Consider the following 19,393-nt stretch of genomic DNA (forward strand, 5'->3'; position numbering starts at 1 on the left):
GGCCTTGTTGGGCACAGTTCGGGAGCTTTTCACACAAACTCACACTATTGGGAGCCAGCTCACGTTAGGTTACACTCACCGACTAAAAATGTGTTTATGATTATTGTCTAGTGGCTACGTATTCATTTGTTGCATCACACAGGATCATCGATCTCACCACCGTCGCTCTACTGAGCAACGGTGCAGCTAGCATACCCGAGCTTTTTCGTACCGAAACCGCGCAAAACTTGGGCGTTACCGGCACTATTGTGCTGGCAACCTGCAACCGCCTCGAAATTTATGTGCAGCTCTCGGTGGCCGAGCATTTAGGCCCCGTAAGCGATATGCTCTACGCCGAGATTGCGCAAAAATCTGAACTCGATGCAGAGCTTATTGCAGACAGTTTTGAAATCTACGAAAACCTCGAAGCTGCCAAACATCTCTTTACAGTGGCATCCGGGTTAGAGTCCGCCGTGGTCGGCGAGCGCGAAATCGCCGGGCAAGTGCGCCGTGCCCTTGCCTCCGCCCAAGAAGAAGGGACGGTTCCCGGGGAGCTTGTACAGCTTTTCGAGCATGCGGCACACACCGCCCGTCAGGTTGGGCAACACACCACTATCGGGTCACAGGGGCGTTCCATCGTCTCGGTCGCCCTGGATTTGGCGGATGCGGTCGCCGAGAAAGACTGGAAAACCCGCCGTGCTCTCGTCTTTGGAACGGGTGCCTACGCGGGTGCTACTATTGCAGCCCTGCGTGAACGCGGATGCGAAGACATTTGGGTTAACTCCCGTTCGGGCCGTGCCCCGGAGTTTGCCGCAAAACGCGATGTTCGCGCGGTTCCCAAAGGTGAAACGTATAAGGCCATGGAACAGGCGGATGTGATTGTTGGCTGCTCGGGCGGGTCTGACCCGCTCTCCCCCGCCGAAATTCCACCGGGGCATCATACGATCCTTGATTTGGCGCTCTCCCGAGATTTTGACCCCGCTATTGCGGATCTGCCGCAGGTGGAGCTTATTACCTTAGAGTCAGTGCGCTTGGCAGCCCCCGAAGAAACTGAGGAGGCGGTCGCCACCGCCGAGCGCATCGTCGAGTCTGAGACTCAGGCCTTTGCTGCACGGCAAAAGACCCGCAATATTGATTCGGCGATCGTGGCGCTTCGTTCTCATACTATGGAGGTGCTGGACGAAGAGCTCGATAAGGTACGCAGCCAATTCGGTTGTACCGCCGCCACCGAGCAGCTCGAACTTGCAATGCGCCGCATGGTGAAGTCCCTTTTGCACACCCCCACGATACGCGCGAAACAGCTCGCAACCCAGGGGCGAACCTCCGACTACATTGTGGCGCTCGAAACGCTCTACGGAATCACTATCGACGACCGCTAATTGCGGGATAATCTTCTGCACGCTGCGCTTTATTCCACCGCAGCCCTAAGCCACAGGCGAATCATGCGCGCATCCTTACGGCATCCGTCTGGCAGGCACGGTACACTAAATCCAGAAGAAAACACCGCTGACGGCTTGAAGGGTCATCATGGAAATCAAAATTGGTATTCGTCACATTAGCCGCGAAGTTACGCTCGAAACCAAGGAAAGCGTAGAGACTATCCGCACCAAGGTAGCCGACGCCATTACGAACGGTTCCCTCCTTGAAATCACCGACGATAAGGGAGCAACCACCCTCGTACCCGGTGAGCAGATCGGTTATGTTGAGCTCGGCTCCGAAGAGAAGCGCCGCGTTGGGTTCGGCGTCGGCGCCTAACAGCAGGGATACACCCAATAATTTTTACGAAGCCCGCATTCACGGTTTTACCGTATGAATGCGGGCTTCGAGCGTTCCTATGGCAGTACGCATACTCGACATATCGACCTGTAAGGGTGCATCTGACGCCAAGACGGGTTAAGATTTAAGGGTTAAGTGGATGCCCGGTCGTTCTTGATATACCAGACACCGCGTCTTTCCGGGAGCCTGAGTTCTTTTACAGCAAGTACATCTTCAAGAGCTCGACTTCGGAACATGAATTTCCCGCGATCGGCTTCCTTCACCTCGCGCCAGCCCGGCGTTGTGAATACACCGTGCTCCCCGCAGTACTCGGGCAGCTACACGGCATAACACCTGTGCACACTCACGCACAGGTACGGGTGCGGCGCAAACCGCCCGATCAGGGCAGGAAGATATGAGATGACCGACGCTCAAAACGCGACGACCGATGAGGCCCAGCCTTCCTCAACACCACAGTCTTCCCCCAAGTCCTTTGCCGATTTTGGGGTTCGCCAAGATATTAGCGATGCACTCGCCGCTGTGGGCATTGTGAGCCCCTTCCCCATCCAGGAAATGACCCTGCCGGTCGCACTCGCCGGGCATGACATTATTGGGCAGGCAAAAACCGGTACCGGTAAAACCCTCGGGTTCGGTCTCCCCACGATTCAGCGTGTGGTGGGCCGTGACGACGATCAGTGGGGTTCACTGCAGAAGCCGGGGGCGCCTCAGGCACTTATCTTGGTACCCACCCGCGAGCTTGCAATTCAGGTGGGTAACGATTTAGCGGTAGCCTCTAAACTGCGCAACGCCCGCGTGGCAACCCTGTACGGCGGTGTTCCCTACGAGCCTCAGGTTGAGCAGCTCACCAAGGGGCTGGAAGTTGTGGTCGGCACTCCCGGGCGCCTGATCGACCTGTACCAGCATGGTGCGCTCACCCTCACCCAGGTTAAGACGGTGGTGTTGGATGAGGCCGATGAGATGCTTGACCTAGGCTTTTTGCCTTCCGTCGAAAAAATTATGGGGTACCTACCCACCGACCGCCAGACCATGCTGTTCTCCGCGACGATGCCCGGCCCGGTGATCACGATGGCGCGCAAATACATGACTAAGCCCATGCATATTAGCGCGGCAGACCCGGAAGATCACGCCAAGACCAAGGCCTCGATTCGTCAGGTGGTTTACCGCGTGCACCATATGGATAAGGACGAAATGCTCGGCCGCATCCTGCGTGCTCATGGACGCGGACGCACCGTGATCTTTACGAAGACCAAGCGCGATGCCGCGCGCGTTGCCGATGAGCTTATCGCGCGCGGATTCGCCGCCGCTCCCCTGCACGGCGACCTCAACCAGGGCGCTCGCGAGCAGGCTTTGCGTGCTTTCCGCAACGGCAAGGTGGATATTCTGGTGGCGACCGATGTTGCGGCTCGCGGTATTGATGTGGAAGACGTGACCCATGTGATTAACCACCGCGTGCCCGAAGACGAGAAAACCTATCTGCACCGCACCGGGCGTACCGGTCGTGCGGGCCACGAGGGTACCGCCGTAACCTTCGTGGATTGGGAGGATATTGCCCGGTGGCGCCTCATTAACGATGCGCTCGATCTGGGCGTTTCCGATCCTGTGGAAACTTATTCTTCTTCTGAGCATCTGTTCTACGACCTGGATATTCCGCCGGGCACCAAGGGTCGCCTGCCGCGTTCCGAGCAGACCCTCGAAGGTTTGGATGCGGAGCACCTTGATGATTATGGCGAATCGCGCTCTTCACGGGGTAGCTCCCGTTCCTCTCGGGGTTCGCGTTCAGGTTCGCGCGGTTCTAAATCCCGCGGCTCCCGCAGCGGTTCTCGCAAGGCAAAGTCCGAAAAGCGCGGGGAGGATTCACCCTCGAAGGATACTGCGCCGAAACGTGAACGCCGCCCGCGCCGCCGCACCCGACGCGTTGAGGGTGAAGCCGTTGAGACGCGTACCGAGAAAACCGCGGAGAAATCCGCCGAGAAAAAATCGGCTAAGAAATCCGGCTCTGCCAAGGATAGCTCGGTTGAGAAAACAGATTCTCAAGGCTCGTCGCGCCGCAGCCGTCGCCGTTCCGGGAATAAGGGCAAGGCAGACTCGACTGCAGCTAAGAAAGCGGGTCGAAAAAAGTCTGATACCGCATCGGGTGAGGAGTAAATAGCGAGTGAGCGAAGCAGTATCCTCCGCCGATACATCTGTGCCCAAACGGTCGGGCACCGGCGATGTTCCAGTTTTCGATCCGAATGGTTCATCGCTGGTGGTTCAGGCCGATAATCTGGCGTATCTGAGCGAGCTTCCAAGTGCCTCGTTCACTGTGATCTACATTGATCCGCCGTTTAACACCGGCAAAACTCAGACCCGGCGTACCCTCAAAACCGCCCCCGCTGCAGACGGCGAAGAACAGGGTAAAGGCAACGGTAATCGTACCGGATTTCAGGGCAAAAGCTACACGAGTGCCCTGCAAACCCTTGCGAGTTATCACGATGCTTTTGAGGACTACTGGGCGTTCTTAGAGCCGCGTATTAGGCAGGCTCACCGTCTGCTCACAGAGGATGGCACCCTCTACCTGCACCTCGATTGGCGTGAAGTTCACTACGCCAAAGTTATGTGCGACATGATTTTTGGGCGCGACTGTTTTATCAACGAGATTATTTGGGCCTACGACTACGGCGCAAAATCGACAAAGCGCTGGCCCACTAAACACGACAATATCTTGATGTATGTCAAGAACCCGCAGGAATACTATTTCAATGCGGATGCGGTAGACCGCGAACCCTATATGGCACCCGGTCTGGTGACCGAAGAGAAAGCGGCACGCGGAAAACTCCCCACCGATGTGTGGTGGCATACGATCGTTTCGCCCACGGGTAAGGAAAAGACCGGGTACCCCACGCAAAAGCCGCTGGGTCTGCTCAAGCGGATGATTGCTGCTTCATCACGCCCGGGCGACTGGGTGCTGGATTTCTTCGCTGGTTCCGGTACCACCGGTGCGGCTGCGGCGGCATTGGGGCGCAGGTTCGTGTGCGTGGATCAGAACCCGCCCGCGATTGAGGTCATGGCGAAACGCCTGAACGTGGAGGAGCACTCATTTGCCGCGTACCGGGGTGTGCCGCGCGGTGCGGCGGTGCTGTTCACACCGCAGCGCAGTGTGGGCGTGCGCGGGGGAACCTCGCGGGACGCGCTCACGGCGGCCTCACGGCGCGCACTGGCGGAACAGAGCGAGAAGATTCGGGAGCGTGTGAAGCCTATTGACGGGGCGCACAGCCAGTTTGTGCGGCATCCTTCGACCGATATTTTGGAACGCGAGCTGCGCATCCAGGCCCGCGAAAAACTGCGTAAAGACCGCAAACGCCACGAGCTGACGAAGAAGCGGAAGCAGGTCAAGGAGACGGCGGCGTCTTCATAGCGGACTGACCCGGCGTATGCCGTACACTTTGCTGCATCTTCGTAGGGTTTAACCGTACGATATGCGGCAAAGTGTACGGGTTACAGTGATTACTTTAGTTGTCGGCGGCGAGCTTTAGCTGCGAATCTGGGCGCGGATCGCCTCAACAGTTTCGCGGGCAGTGGTATTCTCCCCCAGCTGGTTTGGTTTGCCCGCGCCGTGATAGTCGCTGGAACCTGTCACCAAAAGCTCGCGATCGCGCGCAAATTCCAGCAGACGCGCACGGTTCGGCTCAGAGTTTTCGCGATGGTATACCTCCACCCCGGCGAGGCCCGCATCTGCCATCTGCCCCAGGTACTCAAGCGGCAACGCAGGACCACGATTTTCACTCATCGGATGCGCCACCACCGGCACGCCGCCCGCCGCGCGCACCAGCCGGGTCGCCTCCAGCGGGTCCATGCTCTCTTGCGGCACATAGTAGGGTGAGCCCGCATAGAGAATACGACCGAACGCTTCCTCACGGCTGGCGACGATTCCGGCGGCGATGAGCGCATCTGCAATATGGGGTCGCCCCACCGATGCGTTCTCTTCACCCGTCTGTTCCTGCACATGTTCCCAGGTGAGCGGGTAGTCGGCGGATAGCAGCTCAACGATGCGCCGCGCCCGCCCCGCACGCGAGCGCCGAATTTCCTCAACCCGCCGCGCCAACTCGGAGGATCGCGGGTCATACCCGTAGGCCAGCAGATGCACGCTCTTAGTGCGCTCTCGTCCCTGCTCATCGCAGTACGTGTACCGGCACGAAAACTCGGCACCGGGCAGAAAATCCAGCCCGTACTCCCCCGCCAGCTCGGCCGCCTGCGACCATCCGCACGCGGTGTCATGGTCGGTAAGCGCGAATCCTGTCAGTCCCGCCTTACGAATAAGCGGAATTAATTCGGTGAGCGGCTGAGTACCATCGGAAATTGCAGAGTGAATATGCAGATCGTAACGTTCGGTCATAGTTCTAACTCTAACGCACCCCGCGTCTGCCCCACCCGCGATAGCGCCTCACTCAAGGCGATTTCCCGCGGAAAATAGCGGCGGTATACCGGCGATTTCTCGCGGCGCGTGGGATAGAATACAACTATGACTGAAAATACGAAGAAGAGCACCGGAGCTCCAACAACAGATCACCGCGATACCCCCAAAGCATCAGCTTTTCAGGAGTTCATCGCATCTAACTGGGAGCCCGCTGCTGATGATGGCTATACCCGCGAACGCGTCGCCGATTTTGCGGCGCAACGTCGTAAGAAGATTTCCCAAAAGTTCCCGGGTGAGCGTCTGGTTCTGCCTGCTGGACCACTGAAGGTTCGCTCGAACGATTGCGATTACCGTTTCCGCCCGCATTCGGCGTTTGCACACCAGACCGGGTTGGGTGTTGATCATGAGCCGGATGCCGTGCTGGTCTTTGAACCCGTAGATGAGGGCACCGGCGATAACGGCTCGAACCATGAGGTTACCCTGTATTTCCGCCCGTTAGCTGGCCGTGATACCACGCAGTTTTATGCGGATGCGCGCTACGGCGAGTTCTGGGTTGGTCCGCGCCCCACGCTCAAGGAGTTTTCGGAGCGTTACGGTGTGCGTACGAAGGACCTTTCGGAGCTTGAAGTTGCGATTACGAAGAACGCCGGAGCTCAGGCGTTGGGCGGGGTGCGTATCCGACTAGTGCGTGAGGTTGATCCTTCCATTGATGCGCTGGTTGATACCTCCCGGTACAACACGGGCGTTGCGCTGGAGGAATCCGATAAGCTCGATTCCGAGCTGACGGTGGCGCTCTCTGAGGCCCGCCTGATTAAGGATGAAATCGAGGTTGAGAACCTGCAGCGTTCGGTTGATATGACGGTGAAGGGCTTCGAAGAGGTCGTGCGTGAGCTTCCGAAGGCGGTGGCACATCATCGTGGTGAGCGCGTGGTGGAGACAGCGTTTTTCTCGGTAGCACGTACCGACGGCAACGACCTGGGCTATGACACGATTGCGGCGTGCGGGAATAACGCGACGATTCTGCACTGGATTCGCAATAACGGCACCGTGGATGAGGGCAAGCTGCTGCTGCTGGATGCCGGTGTTGAAGACGATACCCTGTACACCGCCGATGTAACCCGCACGTTCCCGGTGAACGGTAAGTTTACCGAGGTTCAGGCGAAGGTCTATAACGCGGTGCTGGATGCTGCGGATGCGGCGTTCAAGGTCGCTGTGCCGGGTCGTAAGTTCCATGAGATTCACGATGCCGCGATGGAGGTGCTGGCTCACCGCCTAGAGGAGTGGGGACTGCTGCCCGTTTCGGCTGAGGTTTCTTTGACGGTTGAGGGTGGTCAGCATCGCCGGTGGATGCCGCACGGCACCAGCCACCATTTGGGTTTGGATGTGCACGACTGCGCGCAGGCGAAGGCGGAGCTGTACACCGGCGCAACTTTGGAGCCGGGTATGGTCTTCACGATTGAACCCGCACTATATTTCAAGGATGAGGATTTGTCTGTTCCTGAGGAGTACCGCGGTATCGGTATTCGCTTGGAGGATGACGTGCTGTGCACCGAGGACGGCAATGTAAACCTCTCAGCGGCACTGCCCCGCACGGTTGAAGAGATTGAGGCGTGGATGGCGAAGCTCGCCCAGTAGTCTCCTAGTTTCGCAGACGAAAGTCCCCGCAGCCAGGACTGTCCTGGCTGCGGGGATTTTTTCGTTGTGTCAGATGCCTCTGTGGCGTTGGAAGCTAGTCTTCCTTGACGCCTTTAGGTTTGGGGGTCTCACGAGTTGGGGCCTGCCGGATAGTTTTGGCGTATTCCTCCGGGTCGTCAATGCGCAGACCGAACCGCGGTGCTGCTGGTGCCTGAGACTTGTGATTGCGGGCGTCGGCGGCGGACGAAGACTGCTCAGGAGAGTCGTCGGGCTGGGTTTGCGGCGCGGCAGGCGGTGATGCAGCGGTCTGTGGCGCTTGGGAGACCCCACCGGCTGGGCTTTGCCACGGAATCTCCTGTGCCGCACTGCTCTGTTGTCCGCCCGCATCCGCTTGCTCGGGATTCGGGTTCTTGGCAGCGCTATCGCGGTTTTCGGTGTAGCCACCTTGCTGATCCGTCACAGCCGACGGGGTGCTCGGAGCCTGCGAAGATTCACCGGCAGACGTTGGTGTATAAGAGACATAGGGGCTGGCGGCATGGGGCAAGCCGGTACCTGCACTCGGCGTTCCCGAGGATGCCGAAGCTACCGCCTTCTGAAACAGCGGGTTTGCCGAGAGGATGCGCCGCGCCTCCGAAGAATAATCACTCAGGGCGTAGACTATGGTACGTTCCGGGACTGCCTCACCGCGCATCGGATAGCGACCGGAACCGCCCCGGCGAAGCTCAAAAATTTTCCAGACCACGAAGACCGCAACGGCAATCGGCACGGCGGACGAGGCGGCAGCCCAGAAGTTCGTGCCTGCGGTGGAAACCAGCGCCGAATAGAATAGACCTGCAAGAATACCCTGGATAAGAGCAACCAGAAGCGGACGGCCGTACCCCTGCTGGGTGGGGTATTCGACCTGTTTGAGTCCTTCGTTCACCAGGTAAAGCGCGGTGATGGGGTAGTTTGCGGCGGCAAGCACATCAAAAGCGGCAAAGGCTTCTTCACGGCGGCTGAAGGCTGCCACGGGTTCGCCCTGAGGCATAAGCTGTCCGTTAGCCTGCGCCAGGCGAGACGCTAAATAAGAAGATGGGGGCATATTGGGAGGCATCTGAGTCATGCCCTATATTTTACCGGGAGAGAACTCGCAGGCGGCGGGATATTTGCGATGGGCTTAGTTCCCTACGCATAGAAAAATTTTGCGCATCGGTTAGGGCCTGCAGCCCCACACCGGTCATGACTCGCAGCGTGCCTAAAGCACTGGTGAAGTGCGTATTCGGGGTTCACAGCGTACCCTAGATAGAGTGAGCAATACTAAATTCAGCGCCCCCAGCAAAATTTATATCGCCCGCCTGCTCGGTCTTGATGTCTTCGACCCCTTCGGTGACCGCCTCGGTCGCCTGCGTGATGTGGTCGTACTCAAGCGCGGTTTTGGCGCGGCGCTGGCGGCTGGTGCTCACCTGCGCAAAGGCAGCGAACCCGTGGTCGTGGGCATCATTATTGAGGTGCTCGGCAAAAAGCGTGTCTTCATGCCAATGACTCGTGTGCGCAGCATCGACGCCTCCCAGATTATTTCAACCGGGCTCGTGAATCTGCGCCGCTTTGAACAGCGCAACTCCGAGACTCTGGTTGTGGGCGAACTTTTCGACCGCCGTGTGCGCCTGCTCGACGGCAGCGGGGATGCCGTCATTGAAGACGTCGCCATTGAACAGCGCCGCAACGGTGATTGGGGTGTGACCGAACTTTTCGTATCCCGCGTGAGTAGTTCCAGCGGGTGGCGCCGCCGCTCCAAAGAAACCCTGGTGGTGGACTGGGACCAGGCGATGCTCTCCACCGAGCTGGAGCCGCAGGCTGCGACCGCGTTCGTGGCGAACCACGAAAATTCTAAACCTGCCGACCTTGCCGATGCGATCCATGAGATGAACGATAAACGCATGGTCGAAATCGCGGCGGAACTGCAGGATGAGCGCCTGGCGGACGTGCTTCAAGAGCTACCCGAAGAGGACCAGGTACAAATTCTTTCCTACCTAGCAGACGAACGCGCCGCGCAGGTGCTCGAAGAGATGGAACCGGATGACGCCGCCGACCTGCTGATTGAGCTCGACGACGTGCAGCGTGAAAAGCTGCTGGAACTCATGGAACCGGATGAGGCAGACGATGTGCGCCGCCTGCTCGAATATGACGAGGGCACCGCCGGTTCGCTCATGAACCCGGTACCGATTATCCTCTCCCCCGAAGCCACAGTTGCCGAGGCGCTGGCACATATCCGCGCCGAAGAAATCTCGCCCGCAATGGCCGCCGCAGTCTTGGTAGCCCGGCCGCCCCTCGAAACGCCGACCGGCAAATATTTGGGGCTGGTGCATATGCAGCAGCTTTTGCGGGTGCCGCCGAGCGAATCGATTGGCCACATTCTAGACACAGACACCGAACCGGTCTCTGACCAGGCAAGTCTTGCGGAATTAGCGCGCGTACTCGCCGCCTACGACTTGACCATTATCCCCATCGTGAACGAATCTCACCGACTGGTCGGTGCGGTCACGATTGACGACGTACTCGATGCGCTCCTGCCCGAAGACTGGCGCACATTCGACGACGGAACCCCCGTACGAAAGGTAGGGCGACGCTTTGTCTGATCAGAACCGCCGCAACGAAAACCTGAAGCACGAGGAAAATCCGAGGATCGATAAAGCGCGCATCCTCAAAGACCGTCTCGAAAAGAAATACGCCGAACGCAGCCGCGACACCCGGGAAAACAGCAGGAGCGGTAACCGCGCTGAGTCTCAACTGAGCACCCCGGCAGAGCGCAAGAACAAGCTTTTTGCGTACAACCCGAACCCGGACGCTTTCGGACGTATGACTGAGGCGTTCGCCCGGTACATGGGTACACCTCAATTTCTGCTGTGGATGACCGTCTTCTGTGGCGTGTGGCTGGGCTGGAATACGCTCGCCCCCGAAGAGCTGCAGTTCGACCCGCGAAGCCTCAACTTCACTCTGCTCACCCTGATGCTCTCATTGCAGGCATCCTACGCCGCTCCCCTGCTGCTGTTGGCGCAGAACCGGCAGGATGACCGCGACCGCGTGGTCGCCTCCGAAGACCGCAAACGCGATCAGCAAAACCTTGAAGAGACACAGTATTTGACGCGCGAGATCGCTTCGCTGCGCATCGCCCTGCGCGAGGTTGCCACCCGCGACTTCGTGCGCAGCGAGCTTCGGGATATTTTGGAAGAGCTGAAATCTATTCAAGAGGAGCAGGAACGCCAAGCCGAACAGCTGCAGGATATTGGCGACGATATCGAAGAGCTTGAAGACTTGGACGGGGAAGAAAACACCGAGGCTGACCCCGAAACTGAGAAGCACGCCACCGCTATTGAAGACTCTCCCAACGCCAAGGCATCAACGGCGCATAAAGGCGAACGACCCACATCCTAAAGTGTGTTCCGCAGCCCGGTTAAGCTCTTAAGCTCGCAGAACACCAGCCTAGACAAATAATGCGCAAACGCGCATGATAGTAGCACCGCAGCCAACCATCTAAGCGGCGGTGTTTTTATCGCCCGGTGCGGCATCGTCACCGCGACGATACATACCCTCTTATGAACGCGCTGAGGAGATACCATGAGTAGCCCTAACGCCACACCGCACGATCGTTCCCGCGAGAACGAACCGGCGCCCGATAATCCCCTGGAGGATGCGCTCTGGGCGGCGCTCGCGCGCGTGGAAGACCCCGAGCTGCGCCGTCCTATCACCGAACTTGGCATGGTGGAATATGCCCGGGTTCTCGCCGAAGAAGACGACCCGCAGCGGCGTTATGCCCAGGTGAAAGTTCTGCTGACCATTGAGGGTTGCCCGCTCAAGAACACAATCGACGCCCAAGTGCGCGAGGCGGCTGCTGCCGTCACCGGCATCGATCGCGTGCAGCTTGAGCTTGGTGCCATGAACTCCGAACAGCGCGGCGCCCTCAAATCCCGGCTCAAGCCCGAACGTACCAATCCTTTTACCGTGCCCGGTTCGCTCACCCGCATCTTCGGGGTGGTTTCCGGTAAGGGAGGTGTGGGAAAATCCTCCATGACCGCAAATCTCGCGGCGGCATTTGCCTCGCGAGGTCTTGCCGTCGGCATTATCGACGCGGATGTGCACGGCTTCTCGATCCCGGGACTCATGGGCATTACGGAAGCCCCCACCCGACTGGATGACCTCATTATTCCCCCGACCGTAGACATTCCCGCCTCGGTACGAGGTAAAGACGATACGGGCGGGCAAGAGTCGGCGACTGGCGCATCCGGCGGTTTTGTGAAAGTTATTTCAATTGGCATGTTTCTCAAGGATAATCAGCCCGTCGCCTGGCGCGGGCCGATGCTGCACCGGGCGCTTGAACAGTTCATTCTTGACGTTCACTTTGGCGCGCTCGATGTTCTGCTGCTTGATCTTCCCCCGGGTACCGGCGATATTGCGATCTCAATGGCACAGCTGCTTCCCAACGCCGAGTTGATTCTGGTCTCCACCCCGCAGCATGCGGCGGTGGATGTCGCCGAACGTGCCGGTACCCTCAGCCTGCAGACACAGCAAAAGGTGGTGGGCGTGATCGAGAATATGGCGGCGATGACTCTACCCGACGGTACTGTGTTAGAGATGTTCGGTTCAGGCGGCGGCGAGCATCTGGCAAAACGTCTGACCGAGGCGCTGGACTATCCGGTGCCGCTGCTCGGTTCGGTTCCTCTTGATGTTGCCCTGCGTACCGGCGGTGATGAGGGTATACCCGTGGTGTGGGGCCACCCGGAGTCAGCAACTTCTGTAGAAATTAAGAATATTGCTGCACAACTCTTGCACCGCAAGGATTCCCTGGCGGGCAAGCCGCTGTCGCTAATCGTATAGAGTTTCTCGGATAGCTCGCAGAAGAGCTCACAAGAATATAAGTATGCTGGGCATCGAGATTCGTATTCTCGATGCCCAGCATACTTATGCGCAACCGAACGCCTCAGGGTTTAGGACAAGAGCATCCCGGGGACCACCCACCCGAACGCTCAAAGGGCACAATCATTAGGGTATATTCAAGTCCCCCGGACCGTGACTATGCCACAGCCAACCTACCCATATCAGCTGTAAAACAAGCCCGAAGAACACCAAAAGCCAGCGGTACGCCCTTGAGTCTTTTCCATAGTTTATGAGCACGAGCGCAAGTGGGAAAAGAGGCAGCAGAATACGGAATGTTGAGGTCTGCGGAAGCCAGAAGACCCCCAGATAAACCATATAGGCAGCACACCAGATCAGCATGACGGGATGCAGCAGAGAACGGGTGCTACGCGAAAAAATCCAGCAAAAATAAGCGAAGAACCCTACGGCAACCAGCAGGGCAACAGCCCACATGTTCCACTGCGGCAAATAGGTATTCAGGTTGGTAACCCATTGCACCACATAGTGCTGCCCGTCATCGACGGTACGCCCGCTCCAGCCTATTTCAGTGGCAAGATAAGCGTCTATTCGCCCAGTCGCAATTGCTGCGTGAAGCGCATGCCCCAGCGCGAAGAAACACACGATCAAGGCACTGATAAGGTGCAGGGATCGTGCCGCGAACGCACTCATCAAGGCTTGCCCGGTGCTGAGGGCCGAAGGCCCATCAGTCGCGCGGCGAACACGGTATTCAGAGACCACACAATACAGCCACCATATACCCGCGAGCGCTCCGAGGGGCACGCCGACGGGTCGGGACTGCGTGGCGAGGAAGGCCACCGGTATAGCCCAAAGGTACCGGTCATATGCCAAAAGTAGGATAAACAGGGCGATCGCGAAAATGGTCAGAGACTCCGCATACCCGGTTCCAAAAATAACCGCTGGCCCGCAAAAGCCATAGGCAGCAACCGACCATAGCGCCAGGGAACGATGCGGTGATTCCTGGCTCGCACGAATCTCGAATACTCCGTGCTCACGCCAGTTGAGGCACCCCACGAAGAGCAGATAGATGACCCATGCGAGGGCAAAGCTCACCACTACGCTGAGCATCACGGTGCTGAGGGCAAAAGGAATACCCGTGGTATCGGCTATGAACCCCGCAATAGTAGGTTGTGCAGGAAGGAAAGCCCACGTATTATGCCCAACAACTCCGTTATCGTATACGGGTAGTTGGATGGGGTATCCGTTCTTGTAAATCCGTTCGTACCATTCGGCGTCCCACCACCCTAAATATTCAAGAAGGGTGGGCACATGGCCGTCGCCCTTTTTCTGCTGACCGGCAACCTGCTGCATACCGACGATCCAGAAAACGATAAAACCCCATAGGCGGCTGGGTGCCCAAATACTCAGCACCTGAGCCCAGGCTGGTAACGCAGCAAAACGATGCGCCACCCGGCGCAGAGCAGCAGTCGCGGAAGTACCGAGGGAGTCGAAAAAGGAGAGGCCGCCGGTATGTAAGGTAAAACGAGTGGGATTAAAACGTTCTGCCCTGCGCGGGTTTAGCGGTGAAATGGGGTCCCGTGGTTTTTCCGCCTCACCATACGTGGGGCTATCAAGGCTTTCGCTCATCGGCGTATTCTCCTGGGCGGTGCGGTGTTTCGGAAGTTAGGTGATGTTTTTGCTGAAGATTTATGTTTCTCAAGGCTTTATCTATGTGACTGCCGCTAGAGCTTCGCACATAGTAAATCCCCTGCCGTAGGGCTAGGGGATCTTCCATAGAATCTAAGCCTTGTTTAGGTCGCTTCCGTATCGTAGGGAGCGTAGGCACCGCGCGGCAGCCGGTTTAGATTTGATGCTGCGGGCTTGTTCGCTTCGGAACGTTCTTTAGCTTCACGTGCCCGTTCTGCATCGTCTTCCGCGAAGGCTTCGCGCACAATAACGCGGGGGTCATACTGACGGGGATCATACTGACGCCAGTTGATTTCGTTGAGTGTTGCATCCCCCAGCGTATCTTTAAACTCGTCTCGGGCGTCGAAGGCCATTCGACGAACTGTTTTGATGAGTTCCTTGATTTGGCGCACGTATTCGGGCATGCGTTCGGGGCCGATCACGAAGAACGTGAGAACGGCTAAGACGACGAACTCAGTGCCACTAATACCAAACACAAGATATAGAGTACCAGCATCTTGAGTGCGACGGGAATTGCCACGAAGGCTTTTATGAGGTGTTTCGCACTGAGCTACACGGTTTTATCGTCTATATGTGATGCGCATCCCGCCGAAGAGTCTCGCCGGGATGCGCCTGGGTATACCGTTCGGCTTAGGGCGGGTAGTCCCCGCCGCCCGGTAGTTGCTTCCAATGCCACAGCCAGCCCACCCAGACAAGCTGCAGAAGGGCCCCGGACCCAATCAGCAGCCACCGGTAGGCCCGCGAAGAGGATATCGCCACGATGGGAAGCATGAGTGGAAAGAGGGGTAGAAGCAGCCGGAAAGTTGAAGACTGTGGGTTGAGGAAAATCAGTAGATAGGCGCCATAACATGCGCACCAGAGGATGATGGGACTTGCGAGAACCCGTTTCACGAGCGGGCTTGCCAGAAAGGCTGCATACCCCACGATCAGGAGCGGGAACAGGAGGATCGTGAAGTACCCGAAGTATGCTATACCCTGAGAAATCCAGGGTGCCACGGGTGCAAGATCGCCCTGGCGCCAGGCGGTTTCGGTGGCGGTGTAAGCATCAATACGACCGGTTATTTGCCAGGCATAGATTGGCCAGATGAGCGCGCAGAAGCAGATGAAAAGGGCACTGCCGAGCTGCGGCAGGCTGCGTAAGAAAACGCTCTCGAACCTTTCTTGGTCTTCGCCACGCTGACGGCGCTGCTGCTGTGCCTTAGCCTCTGTAATCAGGCAAGCGAACCACCATAGCCCGGCGGTGGCACCCAAGGGCACCCCAACCGGGCGAGACAAGCATGCCAGGAGCGCGACGGGCATCATGAGCAGATACTGCTTGCGCATCATCAACAGCAGAGCCCAAACGAGGAATACGAGGTTTAAGGATTCGGCATAGGGCACTTGCAGCACCGGGGCAACCGGCAGAAACGCTACCGCCGCAACCGCCCAGAGCGCCAGATTGTGCCGTGAGGTTTTTACATCCTTCGGGTCTTCGGTGCTCGACGCTGCCTCAGATACATTTTCGCCATGCGATTGGTCTCGGTAACCCACAATATTCAGGCTCGTGGTGAAGAGCAGGTAGATAACCCATGCGGCAGCGAACCCAGCCAAGAGTGCCACGGTAGCCGCTACCGGATAGTAACCGATCCCTGTGATCCGGTTAATACCGCCAGCGATCAGGGGGAATAGTGGGTAAAATGCCCAGGGATTTTGCGCCACCGCTCCGGTGGAATCATAGGGCAGCTTACTCGGGTACCCGGATTGCGCTATCTGCCCGTACCAGCTGGAATCCCAGGTGCTAATGAAGGGAAGGTACCCCAGATGCTGACCCCAGGGACCAAGCAGCTGTTGGTTGCCAACCACAGAAAAAATAATGAATCCCCAGACGCGGCTGAAAGCGTAAACGAGCATGACTTGCAGCCAAGCGGGAAGTCTTAGAAAGGCATCGCCCATGCGGCGCAAACGCTCCCCCGATGCTATATACAACCATGTGATATCGGCATTGAGGGTAGAGGTTTTCGAGGGGTTTTTATCCTCATCTCGGCTGGATGCGCTGGCAGGCTTAGTCTGTGACGCCGGTTTGTTCGCTGAGCTCCAGGGAATAGAGGGCACGGTGGTGTGCTGCTGGGGAGTTTTATCAGAGGGATTGTTCATCGGGAATGTTGAGGTAGAACCGGTGATGAGGTCAAGGTGCTTTCGTCGCTTACGGACTCCCGAGGTGCCGTTTTACCCGCAAACACGTCTAGTCCATCCCGAGCGATATAGGCCGCTAACTTCTTGCCGGGGTATAGTCGCTGGCTGGTAAGACCAAAAGTTCCCAGCAGGGTGAGGATCAGAACCACCACCGCCAGAAGCGTGATCAGGATGTTCATGGGATACCTTTTCGGTTCAGGTTCGGTTCACGGGTCCTATGAGCCCTTAGATACGCCTGCCCTAGAAAACACGCACGTTCCTTAAGGCGTACCCAAAGTAGCTGCTGATCGCCGTTGCCTGCATACAATAACGCATCCAGCGGGTGAGCGGCGCATCGCGGCTCATAGATTTACTCTATCTGTTCAGTCTAGCCTACCTGCCCGTCTGGCACAGATATTAAAGCGCGTATTTGCATCGGTGCAGGGTTTATCGGCTAGTCTTCGTCGACTTCGGTATGCAGCCAAAAAAGCAGATCGGTATAGCAGCGGGTAAGCGTGCTGAAGCTCACGTGCTCATTGTCGGTGTGAGCGAGGAGCGCATCGCCGGGACCAAAATTCACCGCGGGAATACCGATCTCACTGAGCCGTGCCACGTCTGTCCACCCGTATTTGGGTTTGGGTTCCTGCCCGACAGCCGCGATAAGTGATGCCGCCAGCGGGGTATCTAATCCGGGCCGCGCCGCCGGAGAAAGGTCTACGAAGTCGAGTTCATAGCCGTCGAAAAGCTCAGTAACGTGCGCTTTTGCCTCATCCAGGGTCTTATTCGGGGCAAACCGGTAGTTAATGTGCAGGGCGGCAGCATCGGGAATAACGTTCCCGGCGACTCCCCCGGAAACCTGCACGGCATTGAGTCCTTCACGGTACGCAAGCCCCTCAACCTCGTAGGTTTGCGGTTCGTAATCTTCCAGAACACGCAGCGCCCCAGCGAGCTTGTGGATCGCGTTTTCACCCTTCCAGGCACGCCCGGAGTGCGCCGCGAGCCCGGCGGTACGCAGGTAGAAGCGCATCGTACCGTTGCATCCGCCCTCAATAGTGCCGTCGGTGGGTTCCAAGAGAACACCAAAATCAGCGTCGGTCAGAAGCTCACCGTGGTTGCGAATGAGCCGCGCCATGCCGGAAAGTTCGCTGGCGACTTCCTCATGGTCGTAGAACACGTAGGTGAGGTTGTAGTCGGTATCGTGCTCACCCAGTTCTGCCGCCAATTTGAGCTGCACCGCGACGCCGCCCTTCATATCGGTGGCACCGCGCCCATAGAGAATCCAGTCCCCGTTATCTTCAACGATGCTTGCGGGTACGGTTCCGAGCGATCCCGCAACCGTGGGCAGAGGTACGGTATCCAGGTGACCAGCCAGCAGAATGCGCGTGCGTTCCTCACCATTGCGGGGGCCAAATTCGGTACGGGCTATCATAGCGTCACCATCGCGGGTGAGATGCAGATGCGGATATGCACTGAGAGCCTCATAAACGGCGTCTGCAATAGTTTTTTCTTCCCCGGAGACCGAATAAATATCAAGGAGCGTGCGGGTGAGTTCGGGCATCGAAACGTTCAGATCAAGCGAAGTGGTCATCAAGGGGTCTTCCGTGGTTGCGCAATAGTCTTCGTGTTCAACCCTAGCATTTCAACCCGTGGGAGGCCGCGCGTTTTCCCTATACGGCGACCGATAGCGCATCTATAATGGTGGGCATGTCTGAAAACCTATCTTCCGAATCCCGTTATGCTTCCGGCGTCGCGCTGGTGAATGTCGTGGCCGCCGGGAATGAGGCTGGAACCGTACTCGATGCCTGGTTCCCCGCTCCCGCGCTAACCCAGACCCCCGACCTTTCTCTCGCCGATGAGCTGGATGCGCTCGTCGCCGACCACCCCGAACGTAACGCCCGTACTGAGGTGCGCACTGCCTCCATCAACCTGGATGAGGCCCCCGAGGATGCGGTCGATGCTTACCTGCGCCTGCACTTACTTTCGCATACGCTGGTACGCCCGAACAGCATCAATCTGGACGGACTGTTCGGCAAACTGGCAAACGTGGCATGGACGAATCACGGGCCGGTGCTCGCCAGCGAGTTTCAGAAACTTGCGCTGGGGCTTCGTAAGCTCGGGCACCTGAGCGTGAGCCATATCGATAAGTTCCCGCGCCTGGTGGATTATGTGGTTCCCGCCGGGGTGCGTGTGGGCGACGGCGACCGCCTGCGTCTGGGTGCGCATCTGAGCCCCGGCACCACGGTCATGCACGAGGGTTTCGTGAATTTCAATGCGGGCACCTTGGGTACATCGATGGTTGAGGGGCGTATTTCCCAGGGCGTTGTGGTGGGCGACGGCTCCGATGTGGGCGGCGGTGCTTCTACCATGGGCACGCTCTCCGGCGGCGGCACGCAGCGCGTCTCGATTGGTGAACGTTCCCTGCTGGGTGCGGAGTCGGGTATCGGCATCGCGCTCGGCGACGACTGTGTGGTGGAAGCCGGTCTGTATGTGACCGCCGGTTCGCGCGTGAGCGTGCTTATTCCGGGCGAGGAACCGCGCGTGGTCAAGGCCGCCGAGCTTTCGGGGGTCTCAAACCTGCTGTTCCGCCGCAATTCGGTCTCGGGTGCAATCGAGGTTCTGCCGCGTGCCAAGAACACCGTGGAACTCAACGATGCGCTGCACCTGAACTAATGCCGCTCCCCTAAATTTTTCACACGAAAAGTCGCCTATTGGTCTCATATATTCGACCGGTGGGCGGCTTTTCGGCATAAAAAGTATTCACAAAAATCACTCGGATCAGGGCTAAGTGATACAGATGGTTTTCAAACGTGAGATACGCGAAGAACCTCCAGGTCAGCATACCGTTAAGACATACACAACACAGTCGCACAGGTCTCAGAAAACCCGCCGGGCGCATCCAAGGCG

General features: G+C 58.0%; 16 protein-coding genes. 9 read left to right on the forward strand and 7 right to left on the reverse strand.

Going from position 1 to position 19,393, the window contains the following annotated elements:
* Positions 1-110: 110 nt before the first annotated feature.
* The 4 genes from HMPREF2804_RS08925 to HMPREF2804_RS08940 all read left to right on the forward strand — a co-directional run bounded on the left by HMPREF2804_RS08925 (position 111) and on the right by HMPREF2804_RS08940 (position 5,149).
* The gene (locus HMPREF2804_RS08925) at positions 111-1,358 is read left to right on the forward strand and encodes a glutamyl-tRNA reductase (protein WP_048754185.1); all 1,248 of its coding nucleotides are present in this window, start codon (positions 111-113) and stop codon (positions 1,356-1,358) included.
* A 148-nt stretch (positions 1,359-1,506) separates the two neighbouring features.
* Complete coding sequence (locus HMPREF2804_RS08930) at positions 1,507-1,734, forward strand: DUF3107 domain-containing protein (protein WP_004005102.1); 228 nt, start codon at positions 1,507-1,509, stop codon at positions 1,732-1,734.
* 420 nt (positions 1,735-2,154) lie between these two features.
* A complete protein-coding gene (locus HMPREF2804_RS08935) occupies positions 2,155-3,900 on the forward strand; it encodes a DEAD/DEAH box helicase (RefSeq protein ID WP_048754184.1) in 1,746 nt (581 codons plus the stop codon).
* A 40-nt stretch (positions 3,901-3,940) separates the two neighbouring features.
* Positions 3,941-5,149 (forward strand): DNA-methyltransferase, encoded by a 1,209-nt coding sequence (locus HMPREF2804_RS08940; protein ID WP_048754214.1) that lies wholly within the window; start codon positions 3,941-3,943, stop codon positions 5,147-5,149.
* Positions 5,150-5,263: 114 nt separating this feature from the next.
* Here HMPREF2804_RS08940 and HMPREF2804_RS08945 read toward each other — a convergent pair whose 3' ends face one another.
* Positions 5,264-6,127, reverse strand: coding sequence for a PHP domain-containing protein (locus tag HMPREF2804_RS08945; RefSeq protein WP_070627974.1), 864 nt, complete (start codon positions 6,125-6,127; stop codon positions 5,264-5,266).
* 126 nt (positions 6,128-6,253) lie between these two features.
* Between HMPREF2804_RS08945 and HMPREF2804_RS08950 the strand changes: the two genes are divergently transcribed.
* Positions 6,254-7,783: an aminopeptidase P family protein gene (locus tag HMPREF2804_RS08950; RefSeq protein WP_070627977.1), complete on the forward strand. Its 1,530-nt coding sequence runs from the start codon at positions 6,254-6,256 to the stop codon at positions 7,781-7,783.
* Positions 7,784-7,877: 94 nt separating this feature from the next.
* Here the strand turns inward: HMPREF2804_RS08950 and HMPREF2804_RS08955 are convergent, their stop codons facing one another.
* A complete protein-coding gene (locus HMPREF2804_RS08955; protein WP_070627979.1) occupies positions 7,878-8,885 on the reverse strand; it encodes a hypothetical protein in 1,008 nt (335 codons plus the stop codon).
* A 184-nt stretch (positions 8,886-9,069) separates the two neighbouring features.
* Between HMPREF2804_RS08955 and HMPREF2804_RS08960 the strand changes: the two genes are divergently transcribed.
* From HMPREF2804_RS08960 to HMPREF2804_RS08970, 3 genes are all read left to right on the forward strand, one after another.
* Positions 9,070-10,398 (forward strand): magnesium transporter MgtE N-terminal domain-containing protein, encoded by a 1,329-nt coding sequence (locus HMPREF2804_RS08960; RefSeq protein WP_004005110.1) that lies wholly within the window; start codon positions 9,070-9,072, stop codon positions 10,396-10,398.
* Positions 10,391-11,194, forward strand: coding sequence for a DUF1003 domain-containing protein (locus HMPREF2804_RS08965; protein ID WP_070627981.1), 804 nt, complete (start codon positions 10,391-10,393; stop codon positions 11,192-11,194). Before HMPREF2804_RS08960 ends, HMPREF2804_RS08965 begins: the two co-directional genes overlap by 8 nt.
* A gap of 183 nt (positions 11,195-11,377) precedes the next feature.
* Positions 11,378-12,634: a P-loop NTPase gene (locus HMPREF2804_RS08970; protein ID WP_070627983.1), complete on the forward strand. Its 1,257-nt coding sequence runs from the start codon at positions 11,378-11,380 to the stop codon at positions 12,632-12,634.
* A 165-nt stretch (positions 12,635-12,799) separates the two neighbouring features.
* Here the strand turns inward: HMPREF2804_RS08970 and HMPREF2804_RS08975 are convergent, their stop codons facing one another.
* The 5 genes from HMPREF2804_RS08975 to dapE all read right to left on the reverse strand — a co-directional run bounded on the left by HMPREF2804_RS08975 (position 12,800) and on the right by dapE (position 18,077).
* A complete protein-coding gene (locus HMPREF2804_RS08975; protein WP_070627985.1) occupies positions 12,800-14,278 on the reverse strand; it encodes a hypothetical protein in 1,479 nt (492 codons plus the stop codon).
* A 164-nt stretch (positions 14,279-14,442) separates the two neighbouring features.
* Entirely contained in the window at positions 14,443-14,814 is a 372-nt protein-coding gene (locus HMPREF2804_RS08980) for a twin-arginine translocase TatA/TatE family subunit (protein WP_004005117.1), read from the reverse strand.
* Between the two features lie 154 nt (positions 14,815-14,968).
* Positions 14,969-16,471, reverse strand: coding sequence for a hypothetical protein (locus HMPREF2804_RS08985; protein ID WP_070627987.1), 1,503 nt, complete (start codon positions 16,469-16,471; stop codon positions 14,969-14,971).
* A complete protein-coding gene (locus HMPREF2804_RS08990) occupies positions 16,468-16,689 on the reverse strand; it encodes a hypothetical protein (RefSeq protein WP_070450482.1) in 222 nt (73 codons plus the stop codon). Before HMPREF2804_RS08990 ends, HMPREF2804_RS08985 begins: the two co-directional genes overlap by 4 nt.
* A 254-nt stretch (positions 16,690-16,943) precedes the next feature.
* On the reverse strand, positions 16,944-18,077 hold the full coding sequence (gene dapE, locus HMPREF2804_RS08995) for a succinyl-diaminopimelate desuccinylase (RefSeq protein ID WP_070627989.1): 1,134 nt from the start codon (positions 18,075-18,077) through the stop codon (positions 16,944-16,946).
* Between the two features lie 107 nt (positions 18,078-18,184).
* On the opposite strand from dapE, the gene dapD reads away from it, so the two are divergent.
* Complete coding sequence (dapD, locus tag HMPREF2804_RS09000; protein WP_013397486.1) at positions 18,185-19,159, forward strand: 2,3,4,5-tetrahydropyridine-2,6-dicarboxylate N-succinyltransferase; 975 nt, start codon at positions 18,185-18,187, stop codon at positions 19,157-19,159.
* Positions 19,160-19,393: the final 234 nt, after the last annotated feature.

The organism is Rothia sp. HMSC065G12 (assembly GCF_001811455.1).
Lineage (GTDB): Bacteria > Actinomycetota > Actinomycetes > Actinomycetales > Micrococcaceae > Rothia > Rothia dentocariosa.